The 26,937-nt window shown below is 68.9% G+C and carries 23 protein-coding genes; 7 read left to right on the plus strand and 16 right to left on the minus strand.

Annotation, left to right across the window (positions count from 1 at the left end; all coding sequences use genetic code 11):
• Position 1 precedes the first annotated feature (1 nt).
• Genes ACUP6Y_RS09600 through ACUP6Y_RS09610 form a run of 3 tightly spaced genes read right to left on the minus strand, consistent with a single transcriptional unit; the run spans position 2 to position 3,391 of the window.
• Complete coding sequence (locus ACUP6Y_RS09600) at positions 2–673, minus strand: hypothetical protein (RefSeq protein ID WP_462555692.1); 672 nt, start codon at positions 671–673, stop codon at positions 2–4.
• A gap of 53 nt (positions 674–726) precedes the next feature.
• Positions 727–1,947 carry a saccharopine dehydrogenase family protein gene (locus ACUP6Y_RS09605; protein WP_462555694.1) on the minus strand — a complete coding sequence of 407 codons (1,221 nt, stop codon included), beginning with the start codon at positions 1,945–1,947 and terminating at the stop codon, positions 727–729.
• A gap of 4 nt (positions 1,948–1,951) precedes the next feature.
• On the minus strand, positions 1,952–3,391 hold the full coding sequence (locus ACUP6Y_RS09610; RefSeq protein ID WP_462555696.1) for a gamma-aminobutyraldehyde dehydrogenase: 1,440 nt from the start codon (positions 3,389–3,391) through the stop codon (positions 1,952–1,954).
• 124 nt (positions 3,392–3,515) lie between these two features.
• Between ACUP6Y_RS09610 and ACUP6Y_RS09615 the strand changes: the two genes are divergently transcribed.
• On the plus strand, positions 3,516–4,919 hold the full coding sequence (locus ACUP6Y_RS09615; RefSeq protein WP_462555698.1) for an aspartate aminotransferase family protein: 1,404 nt from the start codon (positions 3,516–3,518) through the stop codon (positions 4,917–4,919).
• A gap of 108 nt (positions 4,920–5,027) precedes the next feature.
• Here the strand turns inward: ACUP6Y_RS09615 and ACUP6Y_RS09620 are convergent, their stop codons facing one another.
• The 4 genes from ACUP6Y_RS09620 to ACUP6Y_RS09635 are packed head-to-tail and all read right to left on the minus strand — an operon-like array spanning position 5,028 to position 9,024.
• On the minus strand, positions 5,028–5,843 hold the full coding sequence (locus ACUP6Y_RS09620; RefSeq protein ID WP_462555700.1) for an ABC transporter permease: 816 nt from the start codon (positions 5,841–5,843) through the stop codon (positions 5,028–5,030).
• 49 nt (positions 5,844–5,892) lie between these two features.
• On the minus strand, positions 5,893–6,741 hold the full coding sequence (locus ACUP6Y_RS09625; RefSeq protein ID WP_462555702.1) for an ABC transporter permease: 849 nt from the start codon (positions 6,739–6,741) through the stop codon (positions 5,893–5,895).
• Positions 6,741–7,874, minus strand: a complete 1,134-nt coding sequence (locus ACUP6Y_RS09630; RefSeq protein ID WP_462555704.1) for an ABC transporter ATP-binding protein — start codon at positions 7,872–7,874, stop codon at positions 6,741–6,743. The genes ACUP6Y_RS09625 and ACUP6Y_RS09630 overlap by 1 nt, the downstream gene beginning before the upstream one ends.
• Positions 7,858–9,024: a polyamine ABC transporter substrate-binding protein gene (locus ACUP6Y_RS09635; protein ID WP_462555707.1), complete on the minus strand. Its 1,167-nt coding sequence runs from the start codon at positions 9,022–9,024 to the stop codon at positions 7,858–7,860. Before ACUP6Y_RS09635 ends, ACUP6Y_RS09630 begins: the two co-directional genes overlap by 17 nt.
• A 146-nt stretch (positions 9,025–9,170) precedes the next feature.
• On the opposite strand from ACUP6Y_RS09635, the gene ACUP6Y_RS09640 reads away from it, so the two are divergent.
• From ACUP6Y_RS09640 to ACUP6Y_RS09655, 4 genes are all read left to right on the plus strand, one after another.
• Positions 9,171–9,635 carry an Lrp/AsnC family transcriptional regulator gene (locus ACUP6Y_RS09640; protein ID WP_462555709.1) on the plus strand — a complete coding sequence of 155 codons (465 nt, stop codon included), beginning with the start codon at positions 9,171–9,173 and terminating at the stop codon, positions 9,633–9,635.
• A gap of 116 nt (positions 9,636–9,751) precedes the next feature.
• The gene (locus tag ACUP6Y_RS09645; RefSeq protein ID WP_462555711.1) at positions 9,752–10,093 is read left to right on the plus strand and encodes a DUF1801 domain-containing protein; all 342 of its coding nucleotides are present in this window, start codon (positions 9,752–9,754) and stop codon (positions 10,091–10,093) included.
• On the plus strand, positions 10,093–11,850 hold the full coding sequence (locus ACUP6Y_RS09650; protein WP_462555713.1) for a DUF429 domain-containing protein: 1,758 nt from the start codon (positions 10,093–10,095) through the stop codon (positions 11,848–11,850). The genes ACUP6Y_RS09645 and ACUP6Y_RS09650 overlap by 1 nt, the downstream gene beginning before the upstream one ends.
• Position 11,851: 1 nt before the next feature.
• Positions 11,852–12,550 (plus strand): spermidine synthase, encoded by a 699-nt coding sequence (locus ACUP6Y_RS09655; RefSeq protein WP_462555715.1) that lies wholly within the window; start codon positions 11,852–11,854, stop codon positions 12,548–12,550.
• Here the strand turns inward: ACUP6Y_RS09655 and ACUP6Y_RS09660 are convergent.
• Positions 12,547–12,912 (minus strand): DUF488 domain-containing protein, encoded by a 366-nt coding sequence (locus tag ACUP6Y_RS09660; protein WP_462555717.1) that lies wholly within the window; start codon positions 12,910–12,912, stop codon positions 12,547–12,549. The genes ACUP6Y_RS09655 and ACUP6Y_RS09660 overlap by 4 nt on opposite strands.
• A 34-nt stretch (positions 12,913–12,946) precedes the next feature.
• Complete coding sequence (locus tag ACUP6Y_RS09665; protein WP_462555719.1) at positions 12,947–13,615, minus strand: lysophospholipid acyltransferase family protein; 669 nt, start codon at positions 13,613–13,615, stop codon at positions 12,947–12,949.
• Between the two features lie 192 nt (positions 13,616–13,807).
• Here ACUP6Y_RS09665 and ACUP6Y_RS09670 point away from each other — a divergent pair, with 192 nt between their 5' ends.
• Positions 13,808–14,773: a polysaccharide deacetylase family protein gene (locus ACUP6Y_RS09670; protein ID WP_462555721.1), complete on the plus strand. Its 966-nt coding sequence runs from the start codon at positions 13,808–13,810 to the stop codon at positions 14,771–14,773.
• Between the two features lie 211 nt (positions 14,774–14,984).
• Positions 14,985–16,316, plus strand: coding sequence for an IS4 family transposase (locus ACUP6Y_RS09675; protein WP_462553965.1), 1,332 nt, complete (start codon positions 14,985–14,987; stop codon positions 16,314–16,316).
• Positions 16,317–16,352: 36 nt separating this feature from the next.
• Here the strand turns inward: ACUP6Y_RS09675 and ACUP6Y_RS09680 are convergent, their stop codons facing one another.
• The 7 genes from ACUP6Y_RS09680 to ACUP6Y_RS09710 all read right to left on the minus strand — a co-directional run bounded on the left by ACUP6Y_RS09680 (position 16,353) and on the right by ACUP6Y_RS09710 (position 26,813).
• Positions 16,353–19,184: a fibronectin type III domain-containing protein gene (locus ACUP6Y_RS09680; protein WP_462555723.1), complete on the minus strand. Its 2,832-nt coding sequence runs from the start codon at positions 19,182–19,184 to the stop codon at positions 16,353–16,355.
• Positions 19,185–19,266: 82 nt separating this feature from the next.
• Positions 19,267–21,792: a tyrosine-type recombinase/integrase gene (locus tag ACUP6Y_RS09685; RefSeq protein ID WP_462555725.1), complete on the minus strand. Its 2,526-nt coding sequence runs from the start codon at positions 21,790–21,792 to the stop codon at positions 19,267–19,269.
• Entirely contained in the window at positions 21,789–22,985 is a 1,197-nt protein-coding gene (locus tag ACUP6Y_RS09690; protein ID WP_462555727.1) for a tyrosine-type recombinase/integrase, read from the minus strand. Before ACUP6Y_RS09690 ends, ACUP6Y_RS09685 begins: the two co-directional genes overlap by 4 nt.
• A gap of 80 nt (positions 22,986–23,065) precedes the next feature.
• On the minus strand, positions 23,066–23,686 hold the full coding sequence (locus ACUP6Y_RS09695; RefSeq protein WP_462555729.1) for an ArdC family protein: 621 nt from the start codon (positions 23,684–23,686) through the stop codon (positions 23,066–23,068).
• 83 nt (positions 23,687–23,769) lie between these two features.
• Positions 23,770–25,371 carry an ATP-binding protein gene (locus ACUP6Y_RS09700; protein WP_462555731.1) on the minus strand — a complete coding sequence of 534 codons (1,602 nt, stop codon included), beginning with the start codon at positions 25,369–25,371 and terminating at the stop codon, positions 23,770–23,772.
• Positions 25,372–26,118: 747 nt separating this feature from the next.
• A complete protein-coding gene (locus tag ACUP6Y_RS09705; protein WP_462555733.1) occupies positions 26,119–26,337 on the minus strand; it encodes a hypothetical protein in 219 nt (72 codons plus the stop codon).
• On the minus strand, positions 26,295–26,813 hold the full coding sequence (locus ACUP6Y_RS09710) for an MFS transporter (RefSeq protein WP_462555735.1): 519 nt from the start codon (positions 26,811–26,813) through the stop codon (positions 26,295–26,297). Before ACUP6Y_RS09710 ends, ACUP6Y_RS09705 begins: the two co-directional genes overlap by 43 nt.
• Positions 26,814–26,937: the final 124 nt, after the last annotated feature.

Raw genomic sequence — 26,937 nt, forward strand, 5'->3', positions numbered from 1 at the left:
CTCAGGGCTCGTTGCCCTGCAGGTCAGTGACGTGGGTGCCGTCCGGGGAGGCGATGGTGATCCACGCGCCGTTGTCGGCCGGCCCCGGCCGGCCGACGATCGCGGTGCACAGCAGGGCCTGGCTGCCGCACAGGCGTCGGACAGTGGCGCCGTCGAGGCCGCCGAGGTCGAACGGCTTGCGGCCCGACGCGCCCGGTCCGCCGTCGGTCATCGACGTCCCGTCCCACACGAGTGTCCGCGGGCCGTCCGCGCCGGGGACCGTGAGCACGGCCTGGCCCTGGAGCAGGATCACCTCATGGACCCGCGGTGAACCGTTCTCCTTCACCAGCGCCTCGGTCAGGGCCCTCGTGCCGGCCGTGGAGAACAGGTCGACGTCGCCGCTGCCGTAGCTGTGGACTTCGGTGCGTGTGGTCGTCGTGGTGGTCGTGGACGTCGTCGTCCGCTCGTCGTGGAGTGCGCTCACGGCGAGCGCGGCGATCCCCGCCCCGGCGCCGCCGAGCACCGCGACCACACCCGCCACGAGCAGGCCGACGCGGCGGTGCAGCCGCCGGCGCTCGCCGGCGGCGTCGTACGCCGGGTAGGTGGCGCTGTCGTACGGCGAGGGCGGCGGCGAGGGCGGCGGCGAGGCAGCGCTGCCCGCGGGTGCGTCGTACGGACGCCACTGGTCGCTCATGCGCCGATCCTAGGGAAGCCGGGCCCGGACCCGGATCGGCGCAGCCTCTGCCTTCACTGCTCGCGCTGCCCCCACGGGGCGCCGTACGCCGTGAGCAGGTCGAGGAAGGGCACCGCGTCGAAGGCCTCGGGACCGAGCACGCCGGCGCCCTGCCACACGCCCGTGGCGAGCAGCTCCAGCGCGACGACCGGGTTGACGGCGGTCTGCCACACGACGCACTGGTGGCCGTACTCCGCCATGGACCAGGCGTTGTCGACCACGTGGTAGAGGTATGTCGAGCGGGGCTGCCCGTCCTTGCCGGTGCCGGTGACCCACAGCCCGGCGCAGGTCTTGCCGGTCATCCGCGGCCCGACGGTGGCGGGGTCGGGGAGCACCGCGGCGACCACGTCGCGGGGCGACACCTCCACCCCCTTCACCCGCACCGGGTCGGTGCGGTCGAGGCCGAGGGTGTTGAGGACGCGCAGGATGGTGATGAACTCGGCGCCGAGCCCGTACTTGAAGCTCGCCCGCCGGCAGTCGACCCAGCGGGGCATGAGGAGCACCTCCTCGTGCTCGACGTTCACGCACTCGACCGGGCCGATCCCCTCGGGGAAGTCGAAGACCTCAGGCTCGGAGAACGGGGGAGTGGTGAACCAGCCGCGGTCCCTCTCCCAGATCACCGGCGGGTTGAGGCACTCCTCGATCGTGGTCCACATCGAGAAGGACGGCGCGAAGATCTCGTTGCCGTCGTCGTCCGTCACGACCAGGTTCGCGCCGTCGCGGGTGTCGAGCTCGTCGATCTCGGAGAACAGGTGGTCCGCGGCGTAGCGCGCGAACACGTCCGAGAGGCCGGGCTCCACGCCGATCCCGACCAGCGCCAGCCGCCCCGCGGCCTCCCAGTCCGAGGCGACGGCGAACTGCTCGTCGCCGAGCTTGACCCCCGTCTGCTCGTACGGCGCGGTGGGGTGCGGCCGCGAGAGCGACATCGCCATGTCGAGGTAGTCGGCGCCGGCGTCGAAGGCTCCCTGGAAGATCGACATGTTGAAGACGGGGTCCACCGCGTTCATCACGTGCGTGATGGCGTGGGCCCGGCACAGCTCGGTGACCGAGGCCGCCGACGAGGCGTCGACCTGCGCGGCGGCGTACCGGTCGTCGACGGCGGCCGCCCTCTCGGCCCGGGCGAGGTCGTAGTCGGCGACCACGAGCGCCTCGAAGAAGGCGCGTCGCGCGGCGATCGCGGTGAAGGCGCCGCCGACCCCGCCGGCGCCGACGAGGAGGATCCGCATCCCGGTCATCTGCTCACGCTCCCGTGTAGGACATGACGTGCTTGATCCGGGTGTAGTCCTCGAGCCCGTACAGGGACAGGTCCTTGCCGTAGCCGGAGTGCTTGAACCCGCCGTGCGGCATCTCGGACACGAACGGGATGTGGGTGTTGATCCAGACCACCCCGAAGTCGAGGCGCTTCGACATCCGCATCGCGCGGCCGTGGTCGCGGGTCCACACCGAGGAGGACAGGCCGTACTGCACGCCGTTGGCGAAGCGCACCGCCTCGGCCTCGTCGGCGAACCGCTGCACGGTGATGACCGGGCCGAAGATCTCGTTCTGGACCACCTCGTCGTCCTGGCGCAGGCCGGAGACCACGGTGGCGTCGTAGTAGTAGCCGCCCTCGCCGCCGGCGACGGTGGGCCGGGTGCCACCGGCCTCGACCCGCGCGTGGTCGGGGAGCCGGTCGACCAGGCCCGCGACCCGGGCGAGCTGGTCGGGGTTGTTGAGCGCGCCGTACGCCGTCTCGGGGTCGTCGGGCAGACCGGTAAGGGTGCCGCGGGCCTGCTCGGCGAGGGCGGCGACGAGCTCGTCGTGGATGCCCGCGCCGGCGAGCACCCTGGTGGCGGCGGTGCAATCCTGGCCGGCGTTGAAGTAGCCCGCGCCCGCGATCGCGACGGCCGCCGCCTCGACGTCGGCGTCGTCGAAGACCACGACCGGGGCCTTGCCGCCGAGCTCGAGGTGGACCCGCTTGAGGTCGGTGGCGGCCGATGCGGCGACCTCCATGCCGGCCTGCACCGAGCCGGTGATCGCCACCAGCCGGGGCGTCGGATGCTCGACGAGCGCGCGGCCCGTCGTACGGTCGCCGCACACGACGTTGAGCACGCCGGCCGGCAGGAACTCGGCGGCGACCTCGGCGAGCAGCACCGTGCTGGCCGGGGTGGTGTCGCTCGGCTTGAGGACGATGGTGTTGCCGGCGGCCAGAGCCGGCGCGATCTTCCAGATCGCCATCATCAGCGGGTAGTTCCACGGCGTCACCTGGCCCACGACGCCGATCGGCTCGCGGCGGACCCACGACGTGTGGTCCTTGAGGTACTCACCGGCGCTGCGGCCCTCCAGCACCCGCGCCGCGCCCGCGAAGAAGCGGAGCTCGTCCACGCTGGGCGGCAGCTCCTCGTCAGCGGTGACGCCGATCGGCTTGCCGGTGTTGCGGCACTCGGCCCGGACGAAGTCGTCGGCGCGGTCCTCGATCGCCTGCGCGATGCGAAGGAGCGCCTCCTGGCGCTCCTTCGGAGTCGTCTCGCCCCACGTCTCGAAGGCCCGCTCGGCCGCTCGCATCGCGCGGTCGACGTCCTCGGCGCCGCTGGCCGGTGCGGTGGCGTAGGGCTGGCCGGTCGAGGGGTCGACGACGTCGTACGTCGCTGCGGAGGCGGCGTCGACGCACGCGCCGTCGATGAGGTTGCGCAGGGCGGTCATGGGTGGCGAGCGTAGCCAGCATGTCCGTCACACGGAACCCCATGAGCAACGAAATCCGTTGCGAAGTCCACAAATCGCTACTGATTCACTTGCTGTTTCGGAGGTGGAGGGCCAAGATGGTCGGGTGGTAGACGCAACGGCGCACGACGCCCTCCAGAAGTCCGCGCGGGATCACCTGTGGATGCACTTCACCCGCATGTCGTCGTACGACACCGCCGAGGTGCCGATCATCGTCCGCGGTGACGGCGCCTACGTGTGGGACGCGCAGGGCCGCAAGTACCTCGACGCCCTCGGTGGGCTGTTCGTGAGCCAGCTCGGCCACGGCCGCACCGACCTCGCCGAGGTCGCGGCCAAGCAGGCGAGCGAGCTCGCCTTCTTCCCGCTGTGGTCCTACGCCCACCCCTCGGCGATCCAGCTCGCCGAGAAGATCGCCGGCTACGCCCCGGGCGACCTCAACCGGGTCTTCTTCACCTCCGGCGGCGGCGAGGCCGTCGAGTCGGCGTGGAAGCTCGCCAAGAACTACTTCAAGCTGGTCGGCAAGCCCGGCAAGCACAAGGTGATCAGCCGCGCCATCGCCTACCACGGCACCACCCAGGGCGCGCTCTCCATCACCGGCCTGCCCGGCCTCAAGGCGCCCTTCGAGCCGCTGGTGCCCTCGACCTTCCGGGTCCCGAACACCAACTCCTACCGGGCCTCCGAGATCACCGGCGGCTTCCACGACGCCTCCGACGCTGCGTCCTTGGAGGCCTTCGGCCGCTGGGCCGCCGACCAGATCGCCGTCGCCATCGAGAACGAGGGCGCCGACACCGTCGCCGCCGTCTTCCTCGAGCCGGTCCAGAACGCCGGCGGCTGCTTCCCGCCGCCGCCCGGCTACTTCCAGCGGGTCCGCGAGATCTGCGACCGGTACGACGTGCTCCTGGTCTCCGACGAGGTCATCTGCGCCTACGGCCGGCTCGGCCACATGTTCGGCGCCGAGCGCTACGGCTACCAGCCCGACATCATCACCTCCGCCAAGGGCCTCACCTCCGGCTACGCCCCGCTCGGCGCGATGATCGCCAGCGACCGGGTCTACGAGCCGTTCGCCCACGGCACCGAGACCTTCCTGCACGGCTACACCTTCGGCGGCCACCCGGTCTCGACCGCGGTCGCGCTGAAGAACATGGAGATCTTCGAGGACGAGAAGATCAACGAGGGCGTCCGCGAGCGCGAGGGCGCCTTCCGCGGCACCCTGGAGAAGCTGCTCGACCTGCCCATCGTCGGCGACGTGCGCGGCGACGGCTTCTTCTACGGCATCGAGCTGGTCAAGGACAAGGTCACCAAGGAGACCTTCGACGAGGACGAGTCCGAGCGGCTGCTGCGCGGCTTCCTCTCCAAGGCCCTCTACGACTCCGGCCTCTACTGCCGCGCCGACGACCGCGGCGACCCGGTCATCCAGCTCTCGCCGCCGCTGATCTGCGGCCAGGAGCACTTCGACGAGGTGGAGCAGAAGCTCCGTGCGGTCCTCACCGAGGCGGCGGGGCTGCTGTAGCCGCGGGGACGCGCAGCAGCACTGCCACCACGCAGCGGCGGTCAGGGACGGTGGGGTTCCCGGGCCGCCGCTTCGTCGTCGACTCGCCGCGTTGGGGGAGGCTCAACGTCAGGCAGCGGCCTTCTTGCGCGTCGCCAGCATGTTGCCGAGCACCAGGAACATCGAGATGAGGAACATGACGGTGCCGACGACGTTGACCTGCATCGGGATGCCACGCTGCGCGACGCCCCACACGAACATCGGGAAGGTGACGGTCTGGCCGGCGTTGAGGTTCGTGATGATGAAGTCGTCGAAGGACAGCGAGAAGCTCAGCAGGGCGGCGGCCGCGATGCCGGGGAAGACGAGCGGGAAGGTGACCCGCCAAAACGTCGTCCACTCGCTGGCATAGAGGTCCATCGCGGCCTGCTCGAGGTTCTCGTCGAGCCCGGAGAGGCGTGCCTTGACGGTGACGATGACGAAGGACAGGCAGAACATCACGTGGGCGATGAAGATCGTCACGAAGCCCAGCCGGCCGCCGAATCCGCCCGCGACGAACAGGGCGAGCAGCGAGGAGCCCATCACGATCTCGGGCGAGGCCATCGGCAAGAAGATCACCGTGTTGGCGACCGAGCGGCCGACGAAGGTGTGCCGGACCAGCGCGAAGGCCGCGAGGCTGCCGATGAGGGTGGCCACGATCGTGGCGAGCAGGCCGATCTCGATGCTGCGTACGACGGCCGAGCACATGCCGTCGGGACGGCACGGGTTGGCCCAGTTGTTCCAGGTGAAGTCGCGGAACGCGTAGACGTTGCGGGACTTGCTGTTGTCGTTGAAGCTCATCAGCATCACGACGGCGATCGGCACGAACATGTAGACCAGGACCAGCAGACCGGCCGCCAGCACCAGGTGCTCGCCGATCCACCGCCCGGCCCGCTGCAGCCCGTTCACCGGGGTCCCCACGAAGACGCGAGTGCAGCGAGCGGTGTGGTGGGGTGGTTCATACCAGGTCCTCCGTCCCCGCGGTGCGGATGTAGACCATGACCATCGCGACGATGATGGCCATCAGGATCACCGACAGTGCGCCGGCCGTGGCGTAGTCGCCGGTGCTGGTGAACAGGTTCTGGATGACGTTGCCGACCATGCGCTGGTTGGGACTGCCCAGCAGCGCGGCGTTGATGTAGTCGCCGGCGGCCGGGATGAAGGTCAGCAGGGTGCCGGCCACGACGCCCGGCTTCGACAGCGGCAGGGTCACCTTGAGGAAGCCGCGGGCGGGTGAGGCGTAGAGATCGCCCGCCGCCTCGATCAGCCGGCCGTCGATCTTCTCCAGGCTGGCGTAGAGCGGCAGCACCATGAACGGCAGGAAGTTGTAGACCAGGCCCGCGATCACCGCGACCGGGGTCGCCAGCAGCCGGCCGTCGTCGCCGAGCAGGTGCAGGAACTGCAGGGTGTCCACGACGAACCCGTCGTCGGCGAGGATCAGCTTCCAGGACAGGGTGCGCACCAGGAAGCTGGTGAAGAACGGCGCGATCACCAGCACCAGCAGCAGGTTGCGCCACCGCCCGGCCTTGAACGCGATCGCGTAGGCCAGCACGTAGCCGAGCACCAGACAGATCGCGGTCGCGGCGGCGGCGTACCACAGCGAGCGGAGCAACGGCTCCCAGAACTGGTCGAGCGCGTCGAGGAAGTTCGCGAACCGGTAGTCGACGCTGTAGCCGGTGAGGACCGAGCCCTTCGGGTCGAACAGGCTGGTCGCGAGCAGCGAGTAGAACGGGATGACGAAGAACAGCCCGAGCCACACCGCCGCCGGCAGCATCAGCCAGTAGCCGGTGAGCCGGCCCCGGCGCATCAGGACTCCTCGACGACGCCGGCGTTCACGTCCTGGCTGGCCGGCAGCAGGAACGCGAACTCGGGCCGCCACGACACGTCGACCTTGGTCCCCTTGTGGAGCACGGCGCGCCGGCCGGTGTTCTGCTCGAAGGACATCAGCTCCTGGCCCCAGGGCATCATCACGAGGTACTGCGTGCTGACCCCCACGAAGCTGACGTCGGTGATGATGCCGCCCGTCATGTGGTTGCCGGGGGCGTCGATCGGCTCCCCGGCCGGGGCGACGAGCACCTTCTCGGGCCGGATGCCGACCCAGCCGTCGCCGGCGCTGGTGTGGGCCCGGTCGGCGGCGATGGAGACCTGGGTGCCGTGCATGTCGACCCGGACCACGTCGCCGTCGGCGCTGACCACGCTGCCGGGAATCAGGTTCGACTGGCCGAGGAAGTTCGCGACGAAGGTGGTGCGCGGGTTCTCGTAGAGCTCGGCGGGGGAGCCCATCTGCTCGATGATGCCGCCGTTCATGACGGCGATGGTGTCGGCCATGGTCATCGCCTCCTCCTGGTCGTGCGTGACATGCACGAAGGTGAGGCCGACCTCGGTCTGGATCCGCTTGAGCTCGATCTGCATCGCCCGGCGCAGCTTGAGGTCGAGGGCGCCGAGCGGCTCGTCGAGCAGCAGGACCTCGGGCCGGTTGATCAGCGCCCGGGCCAGCGCGACGCGCTGCTGCTGGCCGCCCGACATCTGCGGCGGCTTCTTGCGTGCCTGCGACTCGAGCTCGACCAGCGCGAGCATCTCCTCGACCTGAGCGTCGACGTCCTTGACCTTGCGACGGCGCAGGCCGAAGGCGACGTTCTCGTGGATGTCGAGGTGCGGGAAGAGCGCGTAGTTCTGGAACACGGTGTTGACCGGCCGCCGGTAGGGCTTCTCGTAGGTGATCTCGTCGTCGCCGAGGTGGATCGTGCCCGACGTCGGGACCTCCAGGCCGGCGACCATCCGCAGCGTCGTGGTCTTGCCGCAGCCGGAGGGACCGAGCAGCGCGAAGAAGCTGCCGGCGGGGACCTCGAGGTCGAGGGAGCGCACGGCCGTGAAGGTCGCGAACTCCTTGGTGAGCGCGGTGAGCCGGAGACTCCGGCCGTTGTCAGCCGCCAATGACATCGGCGAAATCTCCTTCGTAGGCGCGGATCTGGAACTCCTCGAGGGCCATGAACGAGTGCATCGTCTTCAGCGACTCGGCGGACGGGAAGATCAGCTGGTTGTCGACGAGGCTCGGATCGATCTCCTCCATCGCCTCCTGGGCGCCCTTGACCGGGCAGATGTACCAGACGTACGCCGCGAGCTTCGCGGCCACCTCGGGCTCGTAGTAGTAGTTGATCCACTCCTCGGCGTTGCCCTGGTGGGTCGCGAGGTTGGGCACCAGCATGTTGTCGGACCAGATCATCTGGCCCTCCTCGGGCGAGACGAAGACGAGGTCGTCGTTCTCGGCGGCCGCGACGTCGCCGGACCATGCCTCGCAGGCGAGGATGTTGCCGGCGGAGAGGTCTTGGATGTAGTCGTTGCCGGTGAAGGCGCGCACCTGGCCGTCGCTCCGGGCCTTGCGGAGCCGGTCGATGGCGTTGTCCCAGTCGGTCTGGCTGAAGTCGGCCGGGTCGGTGCCCTGAGCCAGCATGATCAGGCCCATCGTGTCGCGCATCTCGGTCAGCAGCGAGATCCGCCCGCGCAGGTCGTCGCGGGAGAGCAGCTCCTCGAAGGAGCGCACCTCCTTGACCTTCGACTTGTTGTAGGCGATGCCGGTCAGGCCGCTCTGCCACGGTGCGGAGTAGGTGCGCTCGGGGTCCCAACCGACGCCCTGCAGTGAGTCGATCAGGTTGGCGTGCAGGTTGGGGACCTTGGCCACGTCGAGCGGCTGGATCCAGCCGACCTGGATCATCCGGGCCGCCATCCAGTCGGTCAGCATGAACAGGTCGCGCTTGGAGGACTGGCACGAGCCGAGCTGGTTGACGACCTTCGCGAAGAACTCGAGGTTGTCGTTGACGTCGGCGGTGTAGCTCACCGCGATGCCGGTCCGGTCCTCGAACTCGGTGAGCGTCGACTTGTCGTCTCCGTCGTCCTCGTCGATGTAGCCGGGCCAGTTCGACACGATCAGCTGCTTGTCGGACGACGACAGGTCACGCACCCGGCAGGTCGCGGGATCCTGCTTGCGGTCGGGCGTGCCGAACAGTGGCAGCACGCCGAGGCTGGCGCCTCCGAGCAGGATCCCGGCACCTCCGCGTAGCGCCGACCTGCGACTCAGACGGGCATTGACCACCGATTGCACCTCCCCAGTACGGAACTTGCTGATCGTGGCATGACCTAGGTCACATGACAAGCGATTCCGAAGCCGATTCACGAGATTGCAACGGATTCCGTACCTGGCTGTTGCATGGAGGGGGTCAACCCTGTGAGGATCAGCAGGTGCCCAAGCCCAAGTCGCCGCCCCTCGATGACGTCTCGAAGGCGATCATCGCCGAGCTCCAGGAGGACGGCCGCCGCTCGTACGCCGCCATCGGCAAGGCGGTCGGCCTCTCCGAGGCGGCGGTGCGCCAGCGGGTCCAGCGGCTGGTCGACGGTGGTGTGATGCAGGTCGTCGCGGTCACCGACCCCACGGAGATCGGCTTCGCCCGCCAGGCGATGATCGGGATCCGCGCCACCGGCGAGCTCGAGCCGATCGCCGACGCCCTCGCCGAGGTCGACGAGATCGACTACGTCGTGATCACCGCCGGATCGTTCGACCTGCTCGCCGAGGTCGTCTGCGAGAGCGACGAGCATCTGCTCGAGCTCATCTCCCGGCGGATCCGCACCATCCCCGGGGTGCTGAGCACCGAGACGCTGCTGTACCTCAAGCTGCGCAAGCAGACCTACTCGTGGGGCGTGCGCTGAGAGGCGCTCAGCCGAGCGCGACCCGGACGGCCAGGCCCAGCAAGCACAGGGCGACGGCCAGGTTGGCGAGCCGGGAGAGCGCGGTCGAGCGGACGGCGGATCGGTAGGGTCGCCCCATGAGCGCAGACTGGCGGGCCGACACCGTCGAGAAGATCCGGTCCCTGATCGTGGCGGCGGAGCCTGCCGTGGTCGAGGAGGCCAAGTGGAAGAAGGCCTCGAACCCCGCCGGCGTGCCGACCTTCTCGGCCGACGGGCTGATCTGTACGGTCGAGACCTACAAGGACAAGGTCAAGGCGACCTTCGCCAAGGGCGCCGCGTTGGCGGATCCGACCGGCATCTTCAACGCCAGCCTCGACGCCGGCACCCGCCGCGCGGTCGACGTACGTGAGGGCGAGGCACTCGACGACGACGCCTTCGTCGCGCTGGTCCGGGAGGCCGTCGCGCTCAACCGCGGCTGATGCGCTTCGTCGGGATCGACCTCGCCTGGGGCGACCGCCGGCCCACCGGGCTCGCGGTGGTCGACGGCTACGGCACCCTGGTGACGGTCAGCGCGGTGCAGGACGACGACGAGATCGTGGCCGCCCTGGCGCCCCACGTCGAGGGGGAGTGCCTGGTCGCGATCGACGCGCCGATCGTGGTCGCCAACGCCGCCGGCAATCGTCCCGCGGAGGCCGCGCTCAACAGGGACTTCGCCCGCTTCGACGCCGGCGCCCATCCGTCGAACACCGGCAAGCCGGAGTTCCGCGAGCAGCCGCGGGCGGCGCGGGTGGCGGCGCGGCTGGGACTCGACATCAACCCGCGCTCGCGCCGGCCGCGCCGGGCGATCGAGGTCTACCCGCACCCCGCGACGGTCGCGCTGTTCCGGCTCGGGCGGACCCTGAAGTACAAGGACAAGCCCGGTCGCGACCTCGAGCAGCTGCGTGCCGAGCTGGTCGTGCTGATCGGACTGGTCGAGGGCCTGGTCGCCGCCGAGCCGCCGCTGCACGTCGCGGCGCTGCCGGCCTGGCAGGAGCTGCGGGCCGCCGCCGAGACCGCGACCCGCAAGAGCGAGCTGCGTGTGGTCGAGGACCAGGTGGACGCGGTCGTGTGCGCCTACGTCGGGCTGTTCGCCGAGCGGCGGCCCGAGCACACCACGACGTACGGCGACCTGGCGTCCGGCTACATCGTGACCCCGACGCTGCCCGACGACCTCGAGCCCACCCCGCGCCCGCGCCGGGGCGCCGCGCCGCTCGACGTCGGCTCGGCGGTGCGCCGCTACGCCGAGCTCGAGCCCGGCCTGCGCCTGGTCACCGACGGCTTCGTGGCGCTGGTGACCTCGATCCTCGACGACGCCGGCATCAACTACCTGACCGTCACCGGCCGCACCAAGTCGGTCTCCTCGTTCGCGGCCAAGGCGGCGCGCACCGTCGAGGGCCGCCCGCTCTACACCGACCCGCTGCACGAGATCACCGACCAGGTCGGCGTCCGCGTGATCACCTACGTCCACAGCGACGTGCAGGCCGTGGTCGACCTCCTCGACGACCAGGTCGTCGTCCACGACGACCGCGACCTCGGGCAGGAGATCGCCAGCGAGGGCAGGTTCGGGTACTCCAGCCGACACCTGCTCGTCGGCCTCGAGCCGGGCTCCGACGGGCCGCTGCAGGGCCATCAGGCGGCGATCCAGATCCGCACCGTGCTCCAGCACGCGTGGGCGGAGTTCGAGCACGACATCCGCTACAAGGGCAGCGTCCCGGCCGAGCACGTCCTCGAGCTGGACCGCCGGTTCACCCTGGCCGCCGGCCTCCTCGAGCTCGCCGACCGCGAGTTCTCCACCATCCGCGACCTGCTGCAGGGTCCGGCCGGCGCGTCGGCGGACGCGGAGGAGGAGCCCCTCGACGAGGACGACCCGCGGATCAGCCCGCGCGAGCTGGCAGCCTTCCTCGCCGGTCAGTACGCCGACGCCGGCTGGTCGCGCACGGACCACTACACCTGGATGTCCGCGCTCGTCCTCGAGCTCGGCATCACCTCGCTCGCCGCGCTCGGCGAGACGCTGCGCTCGGTGGACGAGGACGCGCTGCGCGAGCGGATGGGCTACCGCTACCCGCCGGGCGCCGTACGCCGCCTCGACGACGCGCTGCTGTGGGTCCACGGGGACCGGTACGCCGACCTGCGCGGCAACGCCCACCGCGCCGCCGCGCTGCGGGCCCGCTGGGCGCGGATGCGCGGCGAGGACTGAGATGCCGGGCGAGCTGTACCTGCTCGAGCTGGACGGCATGCAGCAGTCGGCCGTCGACCTGGCCGACCCGACCCGGCTGGTCTTCGACTACGTGCGCCGGATCGGTGACCTGATCGACGCCCTGCCCGCCGGACCGCTGCGGGTGCTGCACGTCGGCGGCGCGGCGATGACGCTGCCACGCTACGTCGCCGCCACCCGGCCGCGCTCGGCGCAGATCGTGCTGGAGCCCGCGGCGGACGTCGTGGAGCGGGTGCGCGCGGAGGCGCCGCTGCCGCCGCGCAGCGGGATCAAGGTGCGCCCTGTCACCGGCGAGGCCGGCATCCTCGCGGTCCGCGACGACTCGCAGGACGTGGTCGTCCTGGACGCCTTCGCGGGCGGGCAGGTGCCGGAGTCGCTCACCTCGACCGGCTTCGTGGCACAGGTCGGCCGGGTGCTGGCGCCGGGCGGCATGTTCGTCGCGAACCTGGTCGACCGGCCGCCGTACCCACGGGTGCGGGGGTTCGTCGCCGCCGCCCGGAGCCTCGGCGAGGTGGTCGTCGGCGCCGAGCCCGCGACGCTCAAGGGCCGCCGGCCGGGCAACCTGATCATCGCCGCCGGCGGGGTTCCGGACGGTGCGTTCGGTGAGCCGTCGCCGCTGGAGTACCGGGTGTTCCGGGGGCGCGCGGTCGCCGACGCCTTCGGCGGCGGCGTCCCGCGCTAGGGACGCTGGTCGAGCAGGTCCGCCAGCACCCTGGCCTGGCTGAGGTCGAGCTGCTTCGACGCGGTCATCAGCGTCAGCGGCCCGGCGTTGTGCAGGTCCCGCAGGTGGTCGAGGGCCGCCGCCTGGTCCGGCTCGGCGAGCTCGGCGCGATAGCGGCGCGCGAACTCGTCGTGCCGCTCCGGGTCGTGGCCGTACCACCGCCGCAGCTCGGTCGACGGCGCGACCGCCGTGAGCCACTCGTCCCACGGGGCGTCGTCCTTGCGCTGCCCGCGCGGCCAGAGCCGGTCGACGAGCACGGCCGTCCCCTTCGCGGGGCGGCCGTCGCGGACGTGGGCGACGCTGACGGGCTGGCGGGCGACCATGACCCCGATGCTAGGCGTCGGCTCAGGCGTCGGCTCAGGCGTCGACGGGCCGCTCGTTGTAGGCGCCGGCGAGCTCCTGGCCGGTGAGCGCGTGGATCGCGTCCATGATCTCGTCGGTCGCCTCGCGCCGCGCGCGGCCGGGTGCCATGCCCTCGAACCGCCCGGCGAAGTCGATCGGCCTGCCGAACCGCACGCTCACCTTGGCCCGCCGCGGGAACCGCGCGTCGACCGGCTGCAGCTCGTCGGTGCCGCTGAGCCCGACCGGGACCACCGGTACGCCGGCCGTCAGGGCCAGCTGCGCGACCCCGGTCCGGCCCCGGTACAACCGTCCGTCGCGCGAGCGGGTGCCCTCCGGGTAGATGCCGAACGCCTCGCCCCTGCCGAGCACCTCGAGTGCCACGTCGAGCGAGTTGAGCGCCGCCCGGGTGTCGTTGCGGTCCACCGGCACCATGCCGAGGCCCTCGAACCAGGCCTTGCTGACCCGTCCTCTCACGCCCGTCCCGGTGAAGTACTCGGCCTTCGCCAGGAACACGACCTTGCGCGGCGCGACGATCGGGATCACCACGCTGTCGGCGAAGCTGAGGTGATTGCTGGCGAACAGCACCGGACCGGTCAGCGGCACGTTCGCGACGCCCTCGATCGTCGGCCGCCACACCGCACGCGCCAGGGGTGGGACCACGGAGTGGAGGACCTCGTACAGCACGGGAACAGCCTAGGCCGTGTCTCCCCGGGTCCGCGTCGTGGCGACCTCGATCATCAGGGGGAGAGCGACATCGAAGACGTGCGCGGACGAAAAGCCGAGCGGCGCGCATGCCCAAGACGTGACCGCGCTCACTTCCTACGGTGGCCGAAGCCGGGCTGCATCCGAGGAGCCCACCCAGCACACGGAGCCACCATGAGCGAACCCACCGAGCGCCCGCTGAAGATCGCCGTGACGGTCGACGATTTCGTCCTGTGGGACGGGGTGCCGATGCCGGCGGACACGAGCCCGGCCGCGATCACCCGCTCGGTGGCCACGACCCTCGCCGACTACGGGCTGTCGGGGACCTACGGCTTCTCCCACACCTTCCGGCTCGACCGGGAGCCCGAGCACATGGCCGCCTTCGACGCGTGGGTCGACGCGGGCCACCATCTCGGCAACCACACCCACGAGCACGCGCCCCTGCGCTGGCTGTCGGACGACGCGTTCCGGCGCGACTTCGAGACTGCCGAGAAGCACATCGGGCACCTGATCGAGGCTGCGCCCCGCAAGTACTTCCGCTACCCGATGGACATGTCGTCCGGCTCCGAGCGTCGTCGAGGACAGGTGCAGCAGCATCTGGTCGACAACGGGTACACGAACGCGCCCATCACCAGCTGGTTCAGCGACTTCGCGTTCATCGTCCCGCACTTCCGCGCCATCACCCTCGGGGACCGCGAGGCGCAGCGGCAGGTACGGGACCTGCACGTCGCGACCGCGGTGGAGATGCTGCACCGGCACGCCGACACCGCGCGGACGCTCTTCGGCGCGGACGCCCCGCTGATCTGGCTGGTGCATGGCACCACGGTCGCGCGGGACACGCTGCCGGCCATCTTGGAGGCGTTCCTCGAGCGGGGCGTCGAGTTCGTGTCGCTCGACGAGGCGATGACCCACCCCGTGAACTTCGCGATGCCGCCGTGCGTCGAGAGCTTCAGCAACCATCTCCAGCGGTTCGCCCTCGCCGGCGGCCTGCCCAAGCCGGACCTCGAGCCCGCGCTGCTCGGCGAGATCCTCGGTCTCGCGCCGATGCCGGGTCACGACACGATGGCCAGCTACGAGAACGGCGTGTTCAGGCCGATGGCGCGGCGGCTCGGCGTCACCTACGACTGGGACTGGTCCTAGGCCCAATGCCGTCAACTTAAGGACGGGGCGGGTGGGTCAAGGACCGAGTGCGGCGTGTCGGCGTGGGGTGCAACGGAGCCCGGGTTAGAGATGCAACGACCAAGAAGCTTCTCCTTCCCCGGGAGCTCCGTTGCCTGTTCATCATGTCATCCCCAACATCAGTTCCCGCGTCAGTTCCCACGCCGCTGGACGTGAGGAGCGCTCGCGAAGCGTGTACGCACCGGGTCATCTGGGCGAGTTGACCCAGATCGTGTCGTTCGAGATGGTCGACGCGGTCCTTGCCCAGACCCGCAGGGTCCAGCAACGCACCCGTGACCTTCCCTCCCGGGTCGTGGTCTACCTCCTCCTTGCCGGTGCACTGTTCGCCGAGTGCGGCTACCGGCAGGTATGGGCCCGGCTGGTCACGGGTCTGGATCCGGCGCTCGGGCCCCTCGCCAGGCCGTCCGCCGCGGCGCTGGCCGCAGCACGCCGCCGTGTCGGCCCGGCACCGTTGCGAGAGTTGTTCGCTCTGCTGACGACGTCGGCCGCGGCCCCTGGCACGAAGGGCACGTGGTGGCGCGGGCGGCTGGTGTGCGCGATCGACGGCACCATGATGTGCTGCCCCGACACCGAAGCGAACCTGAGGGTGCACCGCAAGGGCCGGGGCTATCACGGCGGCACCGGATACCCGATGATCCGGCTGCTCGCGTTGGTCGCGTGCGGCACCCGGACCCTGCTGGCCGCGACGTTCGGCCCGACCAGCCGTGGCGAGACCCGGTTCGCACTCGACCTGCTCGGTGCGATGGGCCCGGGGATGATCGTGCTGGGCGACCGCAACTTCGCGGCCGGCGACCTCATCACCCAGATCGCCGCAACCGGTGCCGACGTGCTCATGAGAGCCAAGAACGGCCGTGGTGCTCGCAAGCTCCCAGTGTGCCACCGTCTGGGCGACGGGTCCTACCTGTCGCGGATCGGTCCGGTCCAAGTCCGCGTGATCGATGCAACGATCACGATCACCACTCCCGCAGGCCAGCGCGAGGCGTCCTACCGGCTGATCACCACCGTCATCGATCAGTCCTGCAGGGCCGAGGAGATCGTGCGGCTCTACCACCAGCGGTGGGAGATCGAGACCACCTACTGCGAACTCAAGTCCACCATCCTGGGCGGGCGAGTGCTCCGCGCCCGCACCCCGACCGGTATCGAGCAAGAGGTCTACGCACTGTTGGTGGCCTACCAGGCCATCAGGATCGCGATCGCTGACACCGCGATCGCCCGCCCCGAGCTCGACCCTGACCGGGCCAGCTTCACCGTGGCGTTCAACGCCGCACGTGACCAGATCATCAAAGCGGCCGGGATCATCGCCGGCGCTGTCACCGACATCGTCGGCGCCATCGGACGCCAGATCCTGGCCGACCTTCTGCCCCAACGCCGAGCCCGTACCGCCCCACGGGTGGTGAAACGAGCGATCTCAAACTACGCCCCACACACCGCCAGCGGACGGCTCCGCGGCCCCAGCCACCACACCGACACCAGAATCAACATCCTCACCGGCGCGCCACCGTGACAACCACCATGTCGGCTTAAGTTGACGGCATTGCTGCTAGTCCGGGACGCACGTGCGGTAAGCGTCCGCAAGGCTCCTATACGTCGAGTACACGCCCAGAGCCTTCCCGAGGAAGCTAGTGGTGTTCCCGATCACACTCACGACGTAGTCCGAGGACCGAATAAGGAAGTCACTGCCCTTGTCGACGAACTCAGATGCAAGCGTCGTCGCCGTTGATTCAGCGTCCACCGGCACCGGGAAGTTGTCCTTAGCCAGTTGCACTGCCGCCGACAGACATGCCCGCGACTGCTCGATCACCTGGCAAGCTGAGTCGTCGCCTTGTCCGCACCAAACCTGATATCCATCGATAACGACGAAGTAATCGTGGGCTGCGTCGCTCAGCTTCTCGTCCGGGGTCTCGGTAGGAGAGGAGCCGGAACATCGGGGCGCGTAGTACACCGTGTCAGGATCTCCCACTTGACCGACCCAGGGGGCGACAAGTACGGAGCCGCAGGCCAAAGGATTGTCTGGATCGGCGATCGGTCCGTCCGCAGAGCCCCAATCGACGAATCGTGCATCCACGATGCAGCTGCCCTGCCAACTGTCGCAAGCCGAAATCTTGCCGCTCGTCCAGGCTCCCCGAACTGCTGCCGACCCTGACTCGACGTGGAGCCCAGACGTGTCGAATCGGATGTCGGCATTGTCAAGAACGAGCGGTCCGCCACGACCGATGAGGCCCTCCCAATCTTCAGCGGGACTCGTCGCCGCGCCGTCGCCGTTCGTGTCGCCACCAACGGAGTCGTCGAAGATTGAGGTGAACACGACGTAATCGTCCGGAGTGCCAGCGGCAACCAGCTGCCCTGTGACGGTGAGGCTTGCTCGTGTCCCGAAGTCGCAGCCGCCGACACTGCCATTGCGCCACTCAAGAAACTTCAAGCTCGATCCAGCCTCAAGCGTCAGCGTGGCGTCGTCCCCAACGTCAAGCCCATCGAAGGGTGCCTGGCCGCAGTCTGCTGCGTCGACGACGATGGCTGGGCCAGTCATGGCCGGCCCGATGGTGAGGTCACCTGTCAGGACCCCCGACAACGCCATGATGTTCGCGACGTTCGCTGATCCGGTGTTGCCCGAGATCTGCGCAGGCTTCAAATTGGCGCCGCGGATGCTGTAGGCATTCGCTGCGCTCTCCACGCTGTTCGACGTGACCGTTGGAGCAGGTGTCTCGGAATCGTCGCCCGTGTCCACGAGGAGGCCGTACTGCCGGCCTTTGCCGTTCGCGTAGAAGGTGTTCACACCATCGCCGCCGACGACGACGGCGTTGCTCGTCACTGTCGTGGTGCCGCGAGAGCCCTGCTCAACGCTGAGATACTCGCCGATCTCATTCTCAGCCACGGTCACCGCGCCCGAACCAGCCTGACCAGAGTTCCCCACGTACATGCCCCGCGAAGCGGCAGAGTTCCTTACTTCGACCGGAGCGCCCGTGGTGCTCGCACCCAACCAGGGTGCCGTCACATGGGAGAGGGACACGGCCCCCGCTGAGTTGTAGATCCCGAGATCACCGCCCCGAACATTCAGCCACCGGAGGTTGAGCCCGTCCTCCGACTGGTTGCTAGAAATGCCGCTCCAGTATCCGTCCGAAGCATCGGTGGCTGCACCATCTTCGTTGGTATCACCACCTACTGAGTCGTCTGTGATCGACGTGACCCAGATCGGTTCACCGCTTGTTCCGCTGGCGGCCAGCCCGCCCTCAACGATCAATCCCACGCTTCCGTTGTTGACCTTGACAACCACTCCAGGTTGCAGGGTCAACGTGAACTCTGCGGGGACGCTTACGCTACACGTGAGCCGATGGACGCTTTCGGAGGACCACGTCTCATTCGCAGTAGTCGGACCACAGTGCTCTATGACCGCGGGTGGCGCGATGGTTGGGGTCGCGCTGGCCTGCGCAGACTTCGCAGATTCGTTGCCGGTGGTGTCGATCGCGGTGACCGCGAACCAGTACTGGGTGCCATTCGACAGGCCCGTTGCGTCGTACTCCAGGCCGCTGATCGGCGAACCCGTCAACTTGGCCCAGGGCCCCCCCGAAGAGGTCGACCGATACACGTGATAGCCCGCCAGATCCCCAGCGGTCACTGACGACCACGACAGGTGCACGGTCGTGTCGCCCGGAGTCGCCCCGAGGCCAGTGGGCACGGGAAGCGAGGTCGTGTCGACGGGCGGAGCAGCGGTGATTGTGATCGACCTCGATCCCGTTGCTACCGCCGCGGCACCCTCGTGGCTGCGTCCAACAGCTCTGAGTGTGAGCGCCCCCGGCACGTCGGTTGGGACCGTCAATGCGACCGATCCGTTCGCTGACTGGATGCCGGTAGCTAGCTGAATCCAGCTACCACCGCTCTGCCGCTGCAACTCCACCGGGCGCCCGGCCCGGGCCGGCGTGAACGTCGCCGTCGCCTTCACCGACGAGTTCTGCTGCGCCGATCCCACCAACGACAACGTGCCCGACTGCTGCTGAGTAGTGATCCTCTTGCTGGAGGTGCTCGTCGCGGGGTACCGGTTGTTCCCGATCTTCATTGCCTTCGCATACACGCGATACGTGGTCGTCGACGCGCGAACCTGCGTGGAGAAGGAGAACTTGCCCTTGCTGTTGGTCTTGCCTGAGGCAACCTTGACCCAGTCCGACCCCTTCTTGCGTTGGAGGACGACCGCTCGGGATTTCCGTGGCGGAAGGCTTCCGGTGAAGGTCACGGATTCGCCGGCGATACCCGCCGAGATCGATGCCTTGATCGTGCCGGCGGCGTGGGCGGGCGGCACGAAGACGACCGCAAGGCTCAGCAGCAAGCCAAGGAGGGCAGCCACAATCAGCCCGCGCTCCAACCGGATTCGAGCAGTCATCAGACCCCCATGCACTCAACGACCGACCCCGAGTCGAAACGCCTACAGAACGGGCCGCAGCACCCCTGCCGCGGCCACCTGACTAGCAAGCTGGCCCCGATTCTGGCAGAGCACGGCCGGGGCCGCCACCGACCGGATCATCCTTGGACGCTGCCGGTCGTCGCGAGAAGACGGGCATGCCGAGGTTGGTGGCGGTGCGCCGCATCTGAGTGAGCTTCTGCTCGGCGGCGGCGAGGCTGGTACGCAGGCCGTCGACCTCGCCGAGCCAGCCACGCTGCTTCGCCTCGGCGATCCGCTCTTCGAGGCTACTGATGATGCCCCGGAGCCGGTCGTGCTGGTCGGGGTCGGGGCGGAGCATCGGGCAGCGGATGCAGGCATGTTCGTGCTGGCAGCCCGTGCCGTACGCACGCCCGCAGGTGCCAAGTTCGAGCTTGCGTTGGGCGAAGTGGCTGAGGAACTCGTCCCACTCGCTGTCGGTGGGTTCGCGGTACTCGTGAGACGGGCGGAGTGCTCGCCGGCGGGCGATGTATGCACGGTGGTGTTCGATCACGTTCTGGTCGTAGACCGCGACGTAGGTCTGGGTCGTCGCGATTGACTCGTGGCCCAAGATCTTGGCCGTGATGTGCACCGGCAGGCCGGACGCGACGGCCTCGGTGGCGAAGATTCTCCGGAAGTCATGTGGGCTGAACTTCGCTGGCGTGCCGTCGTTGTTGGTGATCTTCGCGCTGGTGACCAGGTCGTCGAGCAACCTGATCACGTAGGAGGAGCTCATGGCGGTTCTGCCCGTGCCGTAGGGCCGTTGGAACAGGTACGGGAGCTCGGGGCTGTGCATACGCTCGGCGCTGTCGTAGCGGCTGACCAGCGGCAACTGCTCGTTGTCGCCGCGGACGTGGGAGATGATCTCGGCGAACGCGACCGCGAGCTCCGGCCCGATGACCAGGAGTCGCTCCTTGTCGGTCTTCGACGGGGTGATCTGCAGCATCGGGATCACCTCACCGGTCGACGGCAGCCGATAGGACACGAACGAGCGGTGGGTGATCTCGAGGACCTCCTCGATGCGCGCCCCGGTATGCCGCAGGACCTCGACCAGAGCCCACGACCAGAACGCCCGGTCGGCCTCCAGGCTCAGGTTTCTCCGGTTGTCTTGCCGTCGGCCGCTTGTGCCGGCGCGGGGAGGCGTTTCGACGTACACGTGTCCCCGGTTGATGTTCCTTCCTCCGCTCTGGTCGTCGCTCAGCGCCACCCGTCGGAGCGTTTGGTCGGCGGAGCTGAACGGTTCGCCGGGAGGGGTCGCGGAGGCGGCCTCGAGGAGGGCCTTGGCCGCAAACCGGTGGTCGCGGGCTGCGTCGACGAGGCGGGGAAGCAGCGGCGCGAGTTCGCGGATGCGCTGGTGGGTGCGTGACCGGGAGTGCTTGAGCATCTTGGTCATCCCGGCGAGGTCGCGGGAGTCGACCGGGGATGGTGCGGCCCAGGTGGCCCACCGGGCGGGGTCTTCCAGCGCCCAGTGGGAGAGGTCGGCGTAGAAGGCGCGGACGGCCATGAGGATCGTGTAGGGGTCTTCGCGCTTCTTGCCGACGCGGTTGCTGCCGTAGAGCACGGGGCCGCTGAGTCTGGTCTTCCAGCGACGGGCGACGTCGTCGGTCAGGTGGAGCGAGTCGATGCCGGGCTCGTGGATTTCCAGGTCGCGCCAGAACAGCAGCACGAGCTTGGCTGCCAGGTAGCGGATGGAGTTGTAGTCCATCGCGGCCCGCCGTTCGTAGAGGTAGGCGACGAACAGGTCCCTGATCGGGCGGCATACGACGTCGTAGCGGTCGACCATCTCCTCGATGGTCAGCTGCCCTCGCCGGGACGCCGCGACGATGGTCGGTGGGCTGTCCGCAGGCAGGATGGCGGCTTCCCGGAGCAGCGTGTACCAGCGGGGGTGGGACCGGCCATGGTAGCCGTCCTGTGCGCGGTGGGCCTCGATGCAGTCCAAGAGGGTGATGTCGGCCAGCGTGCCGCCGTTGTGGACCAGCATCCTGGTGAGCTGGTTCATCGCCTTGCGCCGGTCGCTCGGCAACATCCGCGCATCGGCGTCGCACAGGCGCCCGATGGTGGCGAACCCGTTGTGGTCACGAAGTTCACGTAACCGTTCGTAGAGCCTGGGTGTGGCCTGGGTGGCGTAGAGCCAGGCGTAGTCGGGCCGGATCACGTCCAGCATCAGGAGCCTGCCCACCGCGGTGACGAGGCGCTTGTGCTTGTCGGGCTCGGCGGCCAAAGCGGTCCAGTCCCTTCCGGCAGCGTCCGCACCGGAGGCATGCCACCTTTGCTGCCACGACTCCCCAGGGAACCTCAGCAGCCACCCGAGAAGAGCTTCCGCGAACAGAACCTGGCTGCCGACCTGCTTCGGCGATGGCGTGCCGTTCGCGAACTCCAGGTCACGGACGGCGAGAATGACCTCCTCGTAGCTCATCTGGGAGGCGGCCCACACGGTCGTTCGGGCGATCGCCGGCGTGGGCAGCGCCGGGGTCGGTGCCTTGGGGCGTAGGCCGCCGTTGCTGGCCGGAACGTTGCGAGATGGACGCGCGGCCTTCTGCAGGTGGGCGACCGCGTCGACGTGATCGCTCATGACCGTGTCCCGCCGAACAGCACCGCGAGCACCTCGGCGGAGTAACCCGCCGAGTCGACCGGCGGCGCCGGAGGTGTGGGCGGACGTTCGGCACGGCCGCGGTGATGGGCCAGCACCCGTGCGACGACTTTCTCCTCCCGCGGTCGCAGATAGACCTGAGTCGTGGTGATGTGCGCGTGCCCCAGCACCCACTGCACATCGGTCAAGGACATGGCTGGGTCGTCGACCATCCGCTGAGCGGCCGTATGCCTCAGATCGTGAAGAGTCCACGCCGTGCCCAACGACTCGTTCGCGCGCTGCAGCATCCGCCGCACCGCGGAATACGTCAGTGGACGCACCGGCTTTCGGCGGGTCAGCCACAACGCCTGCTCGCCGTCCGGTCGCTGAGTCTGCTGCTCATAGAGTCGAAGCCAGACGAACGCATCGGCGGAGGCCGGTAGCCACTGCAACCGGCCCGATCCCTTCCGGTGGACCCCGATGCGCTGGTCGCCGGGGTTCACTCGGTCCACGGTGACGCCGAGGAGCTCCGAGGCACGGGCGCCGGTCGAGACGTAGAACGCGAGCAGTGCCCGGTCACGGTCGGAGCGGAGCGTCGCGAACAGCTCGTCGAAGAGCCGGTCAGGCAGGTGGCGTGGGATCCGCTCGGGCATCTTCTGCCGCAGTGGGGCGCGCGGCCCCGGAGCGAAGGGCTGCATCGGATTGTGGTGCGCTCGCGACCTCCGTCCGGCTCGGTGGTCGGCGTCCGGGACCGGGTTCAGCAGCGTCCCCTCACCGGCGCGGAGCCGGTCGGCGTAGAACATCTTGATGACCGCCAGGGCGTGGTTGATCGTCGCGGGCGCGTACCCGCCCGGCCGAGCGGCTGGGCCGACGAGTCGCATCCAGAGCACGAAGTCGCGTGCCTCGATTCGACTGGCGCGCTGCCAGGGCACGTTGATCGCGGCCAGGAAGCGCCACCATCGCAGCAGCGCCATGCCGTAGGAGCGCAGCGAGCTGGGGCTCGCGCCGCAGGCCAGCATCGTGGCGAAGAACTCGCTGACCTCCTCGACTGGCTCGCCGCTGGCATCAAGCAGCACCGTTCCCGGTGCCGTTTCGATGGTTGCCACTGCTCCGATGGCCGGGATCACCAGGCCCGTTACCTCGCGTTCCATGCACGCGTCCTTCCGCTTCTCTTTCATTGCGAGGAAGGGCAGCACGCACAGGCTCGGAGACGGTGGAGCACCGAAGCCATCGGCGAGTCGTGCCGCACGGCTCGCCCGGCGACGGCTCAGGACGCTCAAGTTGGTGCGGTCAATAGGTCGTGCGCGAGCGTCTTCACCTGGGCCGCTTCGTCCATGTCCATGCGGACCGAGACCTCGCGAGAGAGGAAGTCAGTAAGCCCGTTGGCGCCGCCAATCGCCGCGGCCGATGAGACAAGGCGGAGCTCGAAGCCAGCGGCGGTGATCTGGTCAGCGAGTCCGTCCCACAGCCCGGCCGGTGCCTGACCCTGGAGCAGGGAGGGACGGGGGAGCTCCGGCACGGGGTCGCCTGTGGTCTGAGAGATGTCCCAGACATAGGTCGGCTTGACGCCGATCATGCGGGTGCGGGCGTACTCGCCAGACATCGGCTTCTCGTTGCGCGCCAGACGACGCCAGGAGCTCGGGTCGTCCGGAGTGAACGACGCAAACCGGCCGGTCACCGGCGCGAGGATGCCGTAGCCGTGCTGGCCCTTCGCAACGCTGCGTCCGAGCGAGAGCCATTGGTGGAAGCCGGCAACGTACGTCGGCGTCGGCTCGGGCACCCGACCCTCGTTGTACGCCGCGAAGTGCTGTGCCGCGATCAGCATCGAGTTCCCGAAGCTGCGCCCACGGAACTGTGCGGCGAAGGTCAGGGCGCGCTTCCAGTCCTCACCGGTCACCAAGGCAGCGACGGACTCCGACAGTTGCTCCTGGAGGGCTTCCAACTTGGCTTCGCGGGCCGCTCGGCCCCGAACTTGAGCGGTCATGACGCTGCTCCTGTCATGCGGCCGGTGGTGTCGAAGAGCTCGAGCTCGGCGGGGTGCATCTGGTGTTGGATGACGAAGGAGCGGTTCTTGATCCGCCACAGGCCCTGGCCGGTGCCGAGCGTGGGGATCAGGGACTGCTCGGTGCCGGTGAGTCCGAGTGCTGCCGAGGTTGCGCCGAGTTGGTCGGACTCCTGGCGATAGACGATGCGGGTTTCGGCGTTCGCGAGAAGCGATGAGGCGAGGGCGCGCATGGCGGAGCCGGAGTCGCCGACGTTGTCGAGGTCGGTGAGCTTGTGGAAGATCAGCATGTTCGCGATCCCGTAGTGCCGCGCGAGCCTCCAGTGGGCGTCCATCCGCCGCAGCAGTGCGGGGTGGGACATCAGCCGCCACGCCTCGTCGTACACGACCCAACGCTGCCCGCCGTTGGGATCGAGCAGGGCGGACTCCATCCACGCCGAAGCGCAGGTCATCAGCACGGAGATGAGCGTGGCGTTCTCGGTGACGCGGGAAAGGTCGAGGGAGACCATCGGGAGGCTCGGGTCGAACGCCACGGTCGAGGGGCCGTCGAAGAGGCCGGCGAGGTCGCCCGCCACGAGGCGCCGGAGAGCGTGACCGACCAGTCGTCCGTCCTCCGTGAGTCGGCCGTCGGGATCGTCAGCCGGATCCGGGGTGAGGAGCCGGTCGACGACCATCGGCAGGACTGGGATGTCGGCCCCGCGCACGGTGCGGTCGATGGCGATGTCGACGGCCGTGTGCTCGAGAGGACTCAGACGCCGGTCGAGGACGGTCTCAGCCAGGGCTCCGACGAGGTCGCGGCGACGCGATGCGATCTGACTCGCCCACTGGGCATCGTCGTACCCGGTCGGACGGTGGCCCTCGTCGAGGGGATTCAGACGGTTGGCCATCCCATGGCCCAACGCAATGGCCCGCCCGCCGACCGCCTCAGCGACAGCGGTGTGCTCCCCTTTCGGGTCGCCAGGGACATAGACGCGTCGGCCGAACGGGATGGACCGCGTGTAGAGGCTCTTGGCGAGGCAGGATTTGCCGGAGCCGACGATGCCTGCGAGGACGAGGTTGGGTGCGGTGATCAGGCCGCGGGCGTAGAGGATCCACGGGTCGTAGACGAACGAGCTGCCGGAGTAGAGATCCTGCCCGACGAAGACACCTTCGCTGCCGAGCCCGCCTTCGGCGAGGAAGGGGTAGGCGCCCGCGAGCGTGGCCGAGGTGTCCTGATGGCGTGGCACGCGGAATCTGCCGGGCGTCCGCAATGTGGCGGCGCCGGATTCACCGGCACGGGGGAGTGTCACGGTCGCCCGCTTCTCCGCAGACAGTTGCTCGGCCTTGCGCCTCGCTTCGGCACGCCGAGCCTCGCGGTCGGCGGACAGGAGTTCGCGCGCGGCCGCCTTGCGGAGCTTGCGATCGTTCCGCCGTTCTCGTCCCGGCGAGACGAGGATGGCTGAGTGGAGGCGCCCGTCCTGCCAACCGGTCACAGCGACAGCCCTGGCTGGTGCGGTGAGCGCTGGGCCGGTGCGAACGATGGGTAGTCGTGGATGTCGTAGGCGATCGTGGACTCGATCTCGTGCGCCCGATCTACGCATTCGGCGATCTGGTGGATCATCTCGGCTGCCCGATGAAGCTCCAAGGACTCCCTGTACGACGCTGCGCGCCCGGCGTTGGCATCGCCGTTCATCCATGCTTGCTTGCGTGTCGGCTCGTCGTGGAACTCCCCGAGCTGGTGCAACGACTGTCTCAGGGACGCGAGGGCGGAGCTGATGGAACCCAGGACTGCGTAGATCGAGGTCGGGTCGTCGATAGTGCGCGTCGCGTGAGCGAGGCCGCGGACAGGAAGTTGTCATCTGTAGCGAATCGGCGCGACAGCTCCTCGCGATTCGCCGCCGACGCGCTTATTGCGGCGAGGTGACCAACAACATTGCCCACCGCGGCGGCCGCCGCGACGTCGACTCGAGCAGCCATCAGTTCGGCCTTCCAAACCGGATGTTCGCCCGGCTCTAGGAACTCCATGGCAAATAGTCCGGCCACCGGGTCGTGAGCCAGAACGGCGGGCGCCGACCCTGGCACTTGTTCAGCGGCGAAACGTAACCAAGAGACTTCCACGGCGTTGCGATCCACGGGCGCGTGCCAAGCGTCAGCCACGCGGAGGGTCGGCAGCGCTGCCTTAACGCAGATGCTCCTCACGCCAGGCACATCCGCACGCCACAGATCCGAGGAGACGCCTCCCGTGAGTGGCGTCCAGCGAACGGTTTGCCCCTGGTCGACGAGATCTGCATGCGACAGAAAGGTCAGCATGGCCTCCGGTGGCGACGTGGCTGGCGTTGGCGTGCCGCTCAAAGCTCTCCCGCTCCGATCGGACGCAATGCAAGGCCAGCGCCGGCCAGACCCGCGAACGGGATCGTCTCGTCCTCCGCAATGCGAAGCAGCTGGTTGTACTTGGCGAGGCGATCGGACGTTCGAAGAGATCCGATTTTGATCTGACCCGCCCCTGTCCCCACAGCGAGGTCGGCTAGAAAGTCGTCCTCAGTCTCGCCTGACCGGGCGGATACCACCGCCTGATAACCGGACTTCCGAGCTGCGTCTCGGCCACTGGGCCCGACAGCACGATCCCGCCGGCGAAGCCCACCGCAAGCAGGGACGAGGTGAGCGAGAGCGCCACTGCCGTTCGATCTTCGGGCAGTTCGTCGCGGATGATCGCAAACGCAAGCGGCAAAGTGCCACCGCCCAGTCCTTGGACGACCCGTGCCGCGATCATCACCTCGATTGTCGGAGCGACACTGGCCATCACAGCTCCGAGTGACATGGCAATCAGGCTGATGACAAGGAGGCGACGCTTGCCGTAGGAGTCGCCGAGCCGCCCGATGATCGGCGTTGCGACGGAGGCCGATAGCAGGAAGGCGGTCAGTATCCACGATGCTGTTGCCTGGTCAGTGTCGAGCTTGGCCTGCACTAGGGGCATCGTCGGAACTGAGACCGATTGGAGCAGTGAGTACGCCATCGCTCCGGCGGCCAGGACCGCGAAGGTCACTCGTCCCTGTCTGCTTCTTGAGCGGTCTGCTGACCAGCGTTGATCGGTCCGGGTTCGACCAGGCCTGTCCTTGGGGGGCGTTTCGGGTGGGCGCGGCATTCCTACAAGTCTCTGCTCGGGGATG

The sequence above is a fragment of the Nocardioides sp. S5-5 genome, from assembly GCF_054954065.1.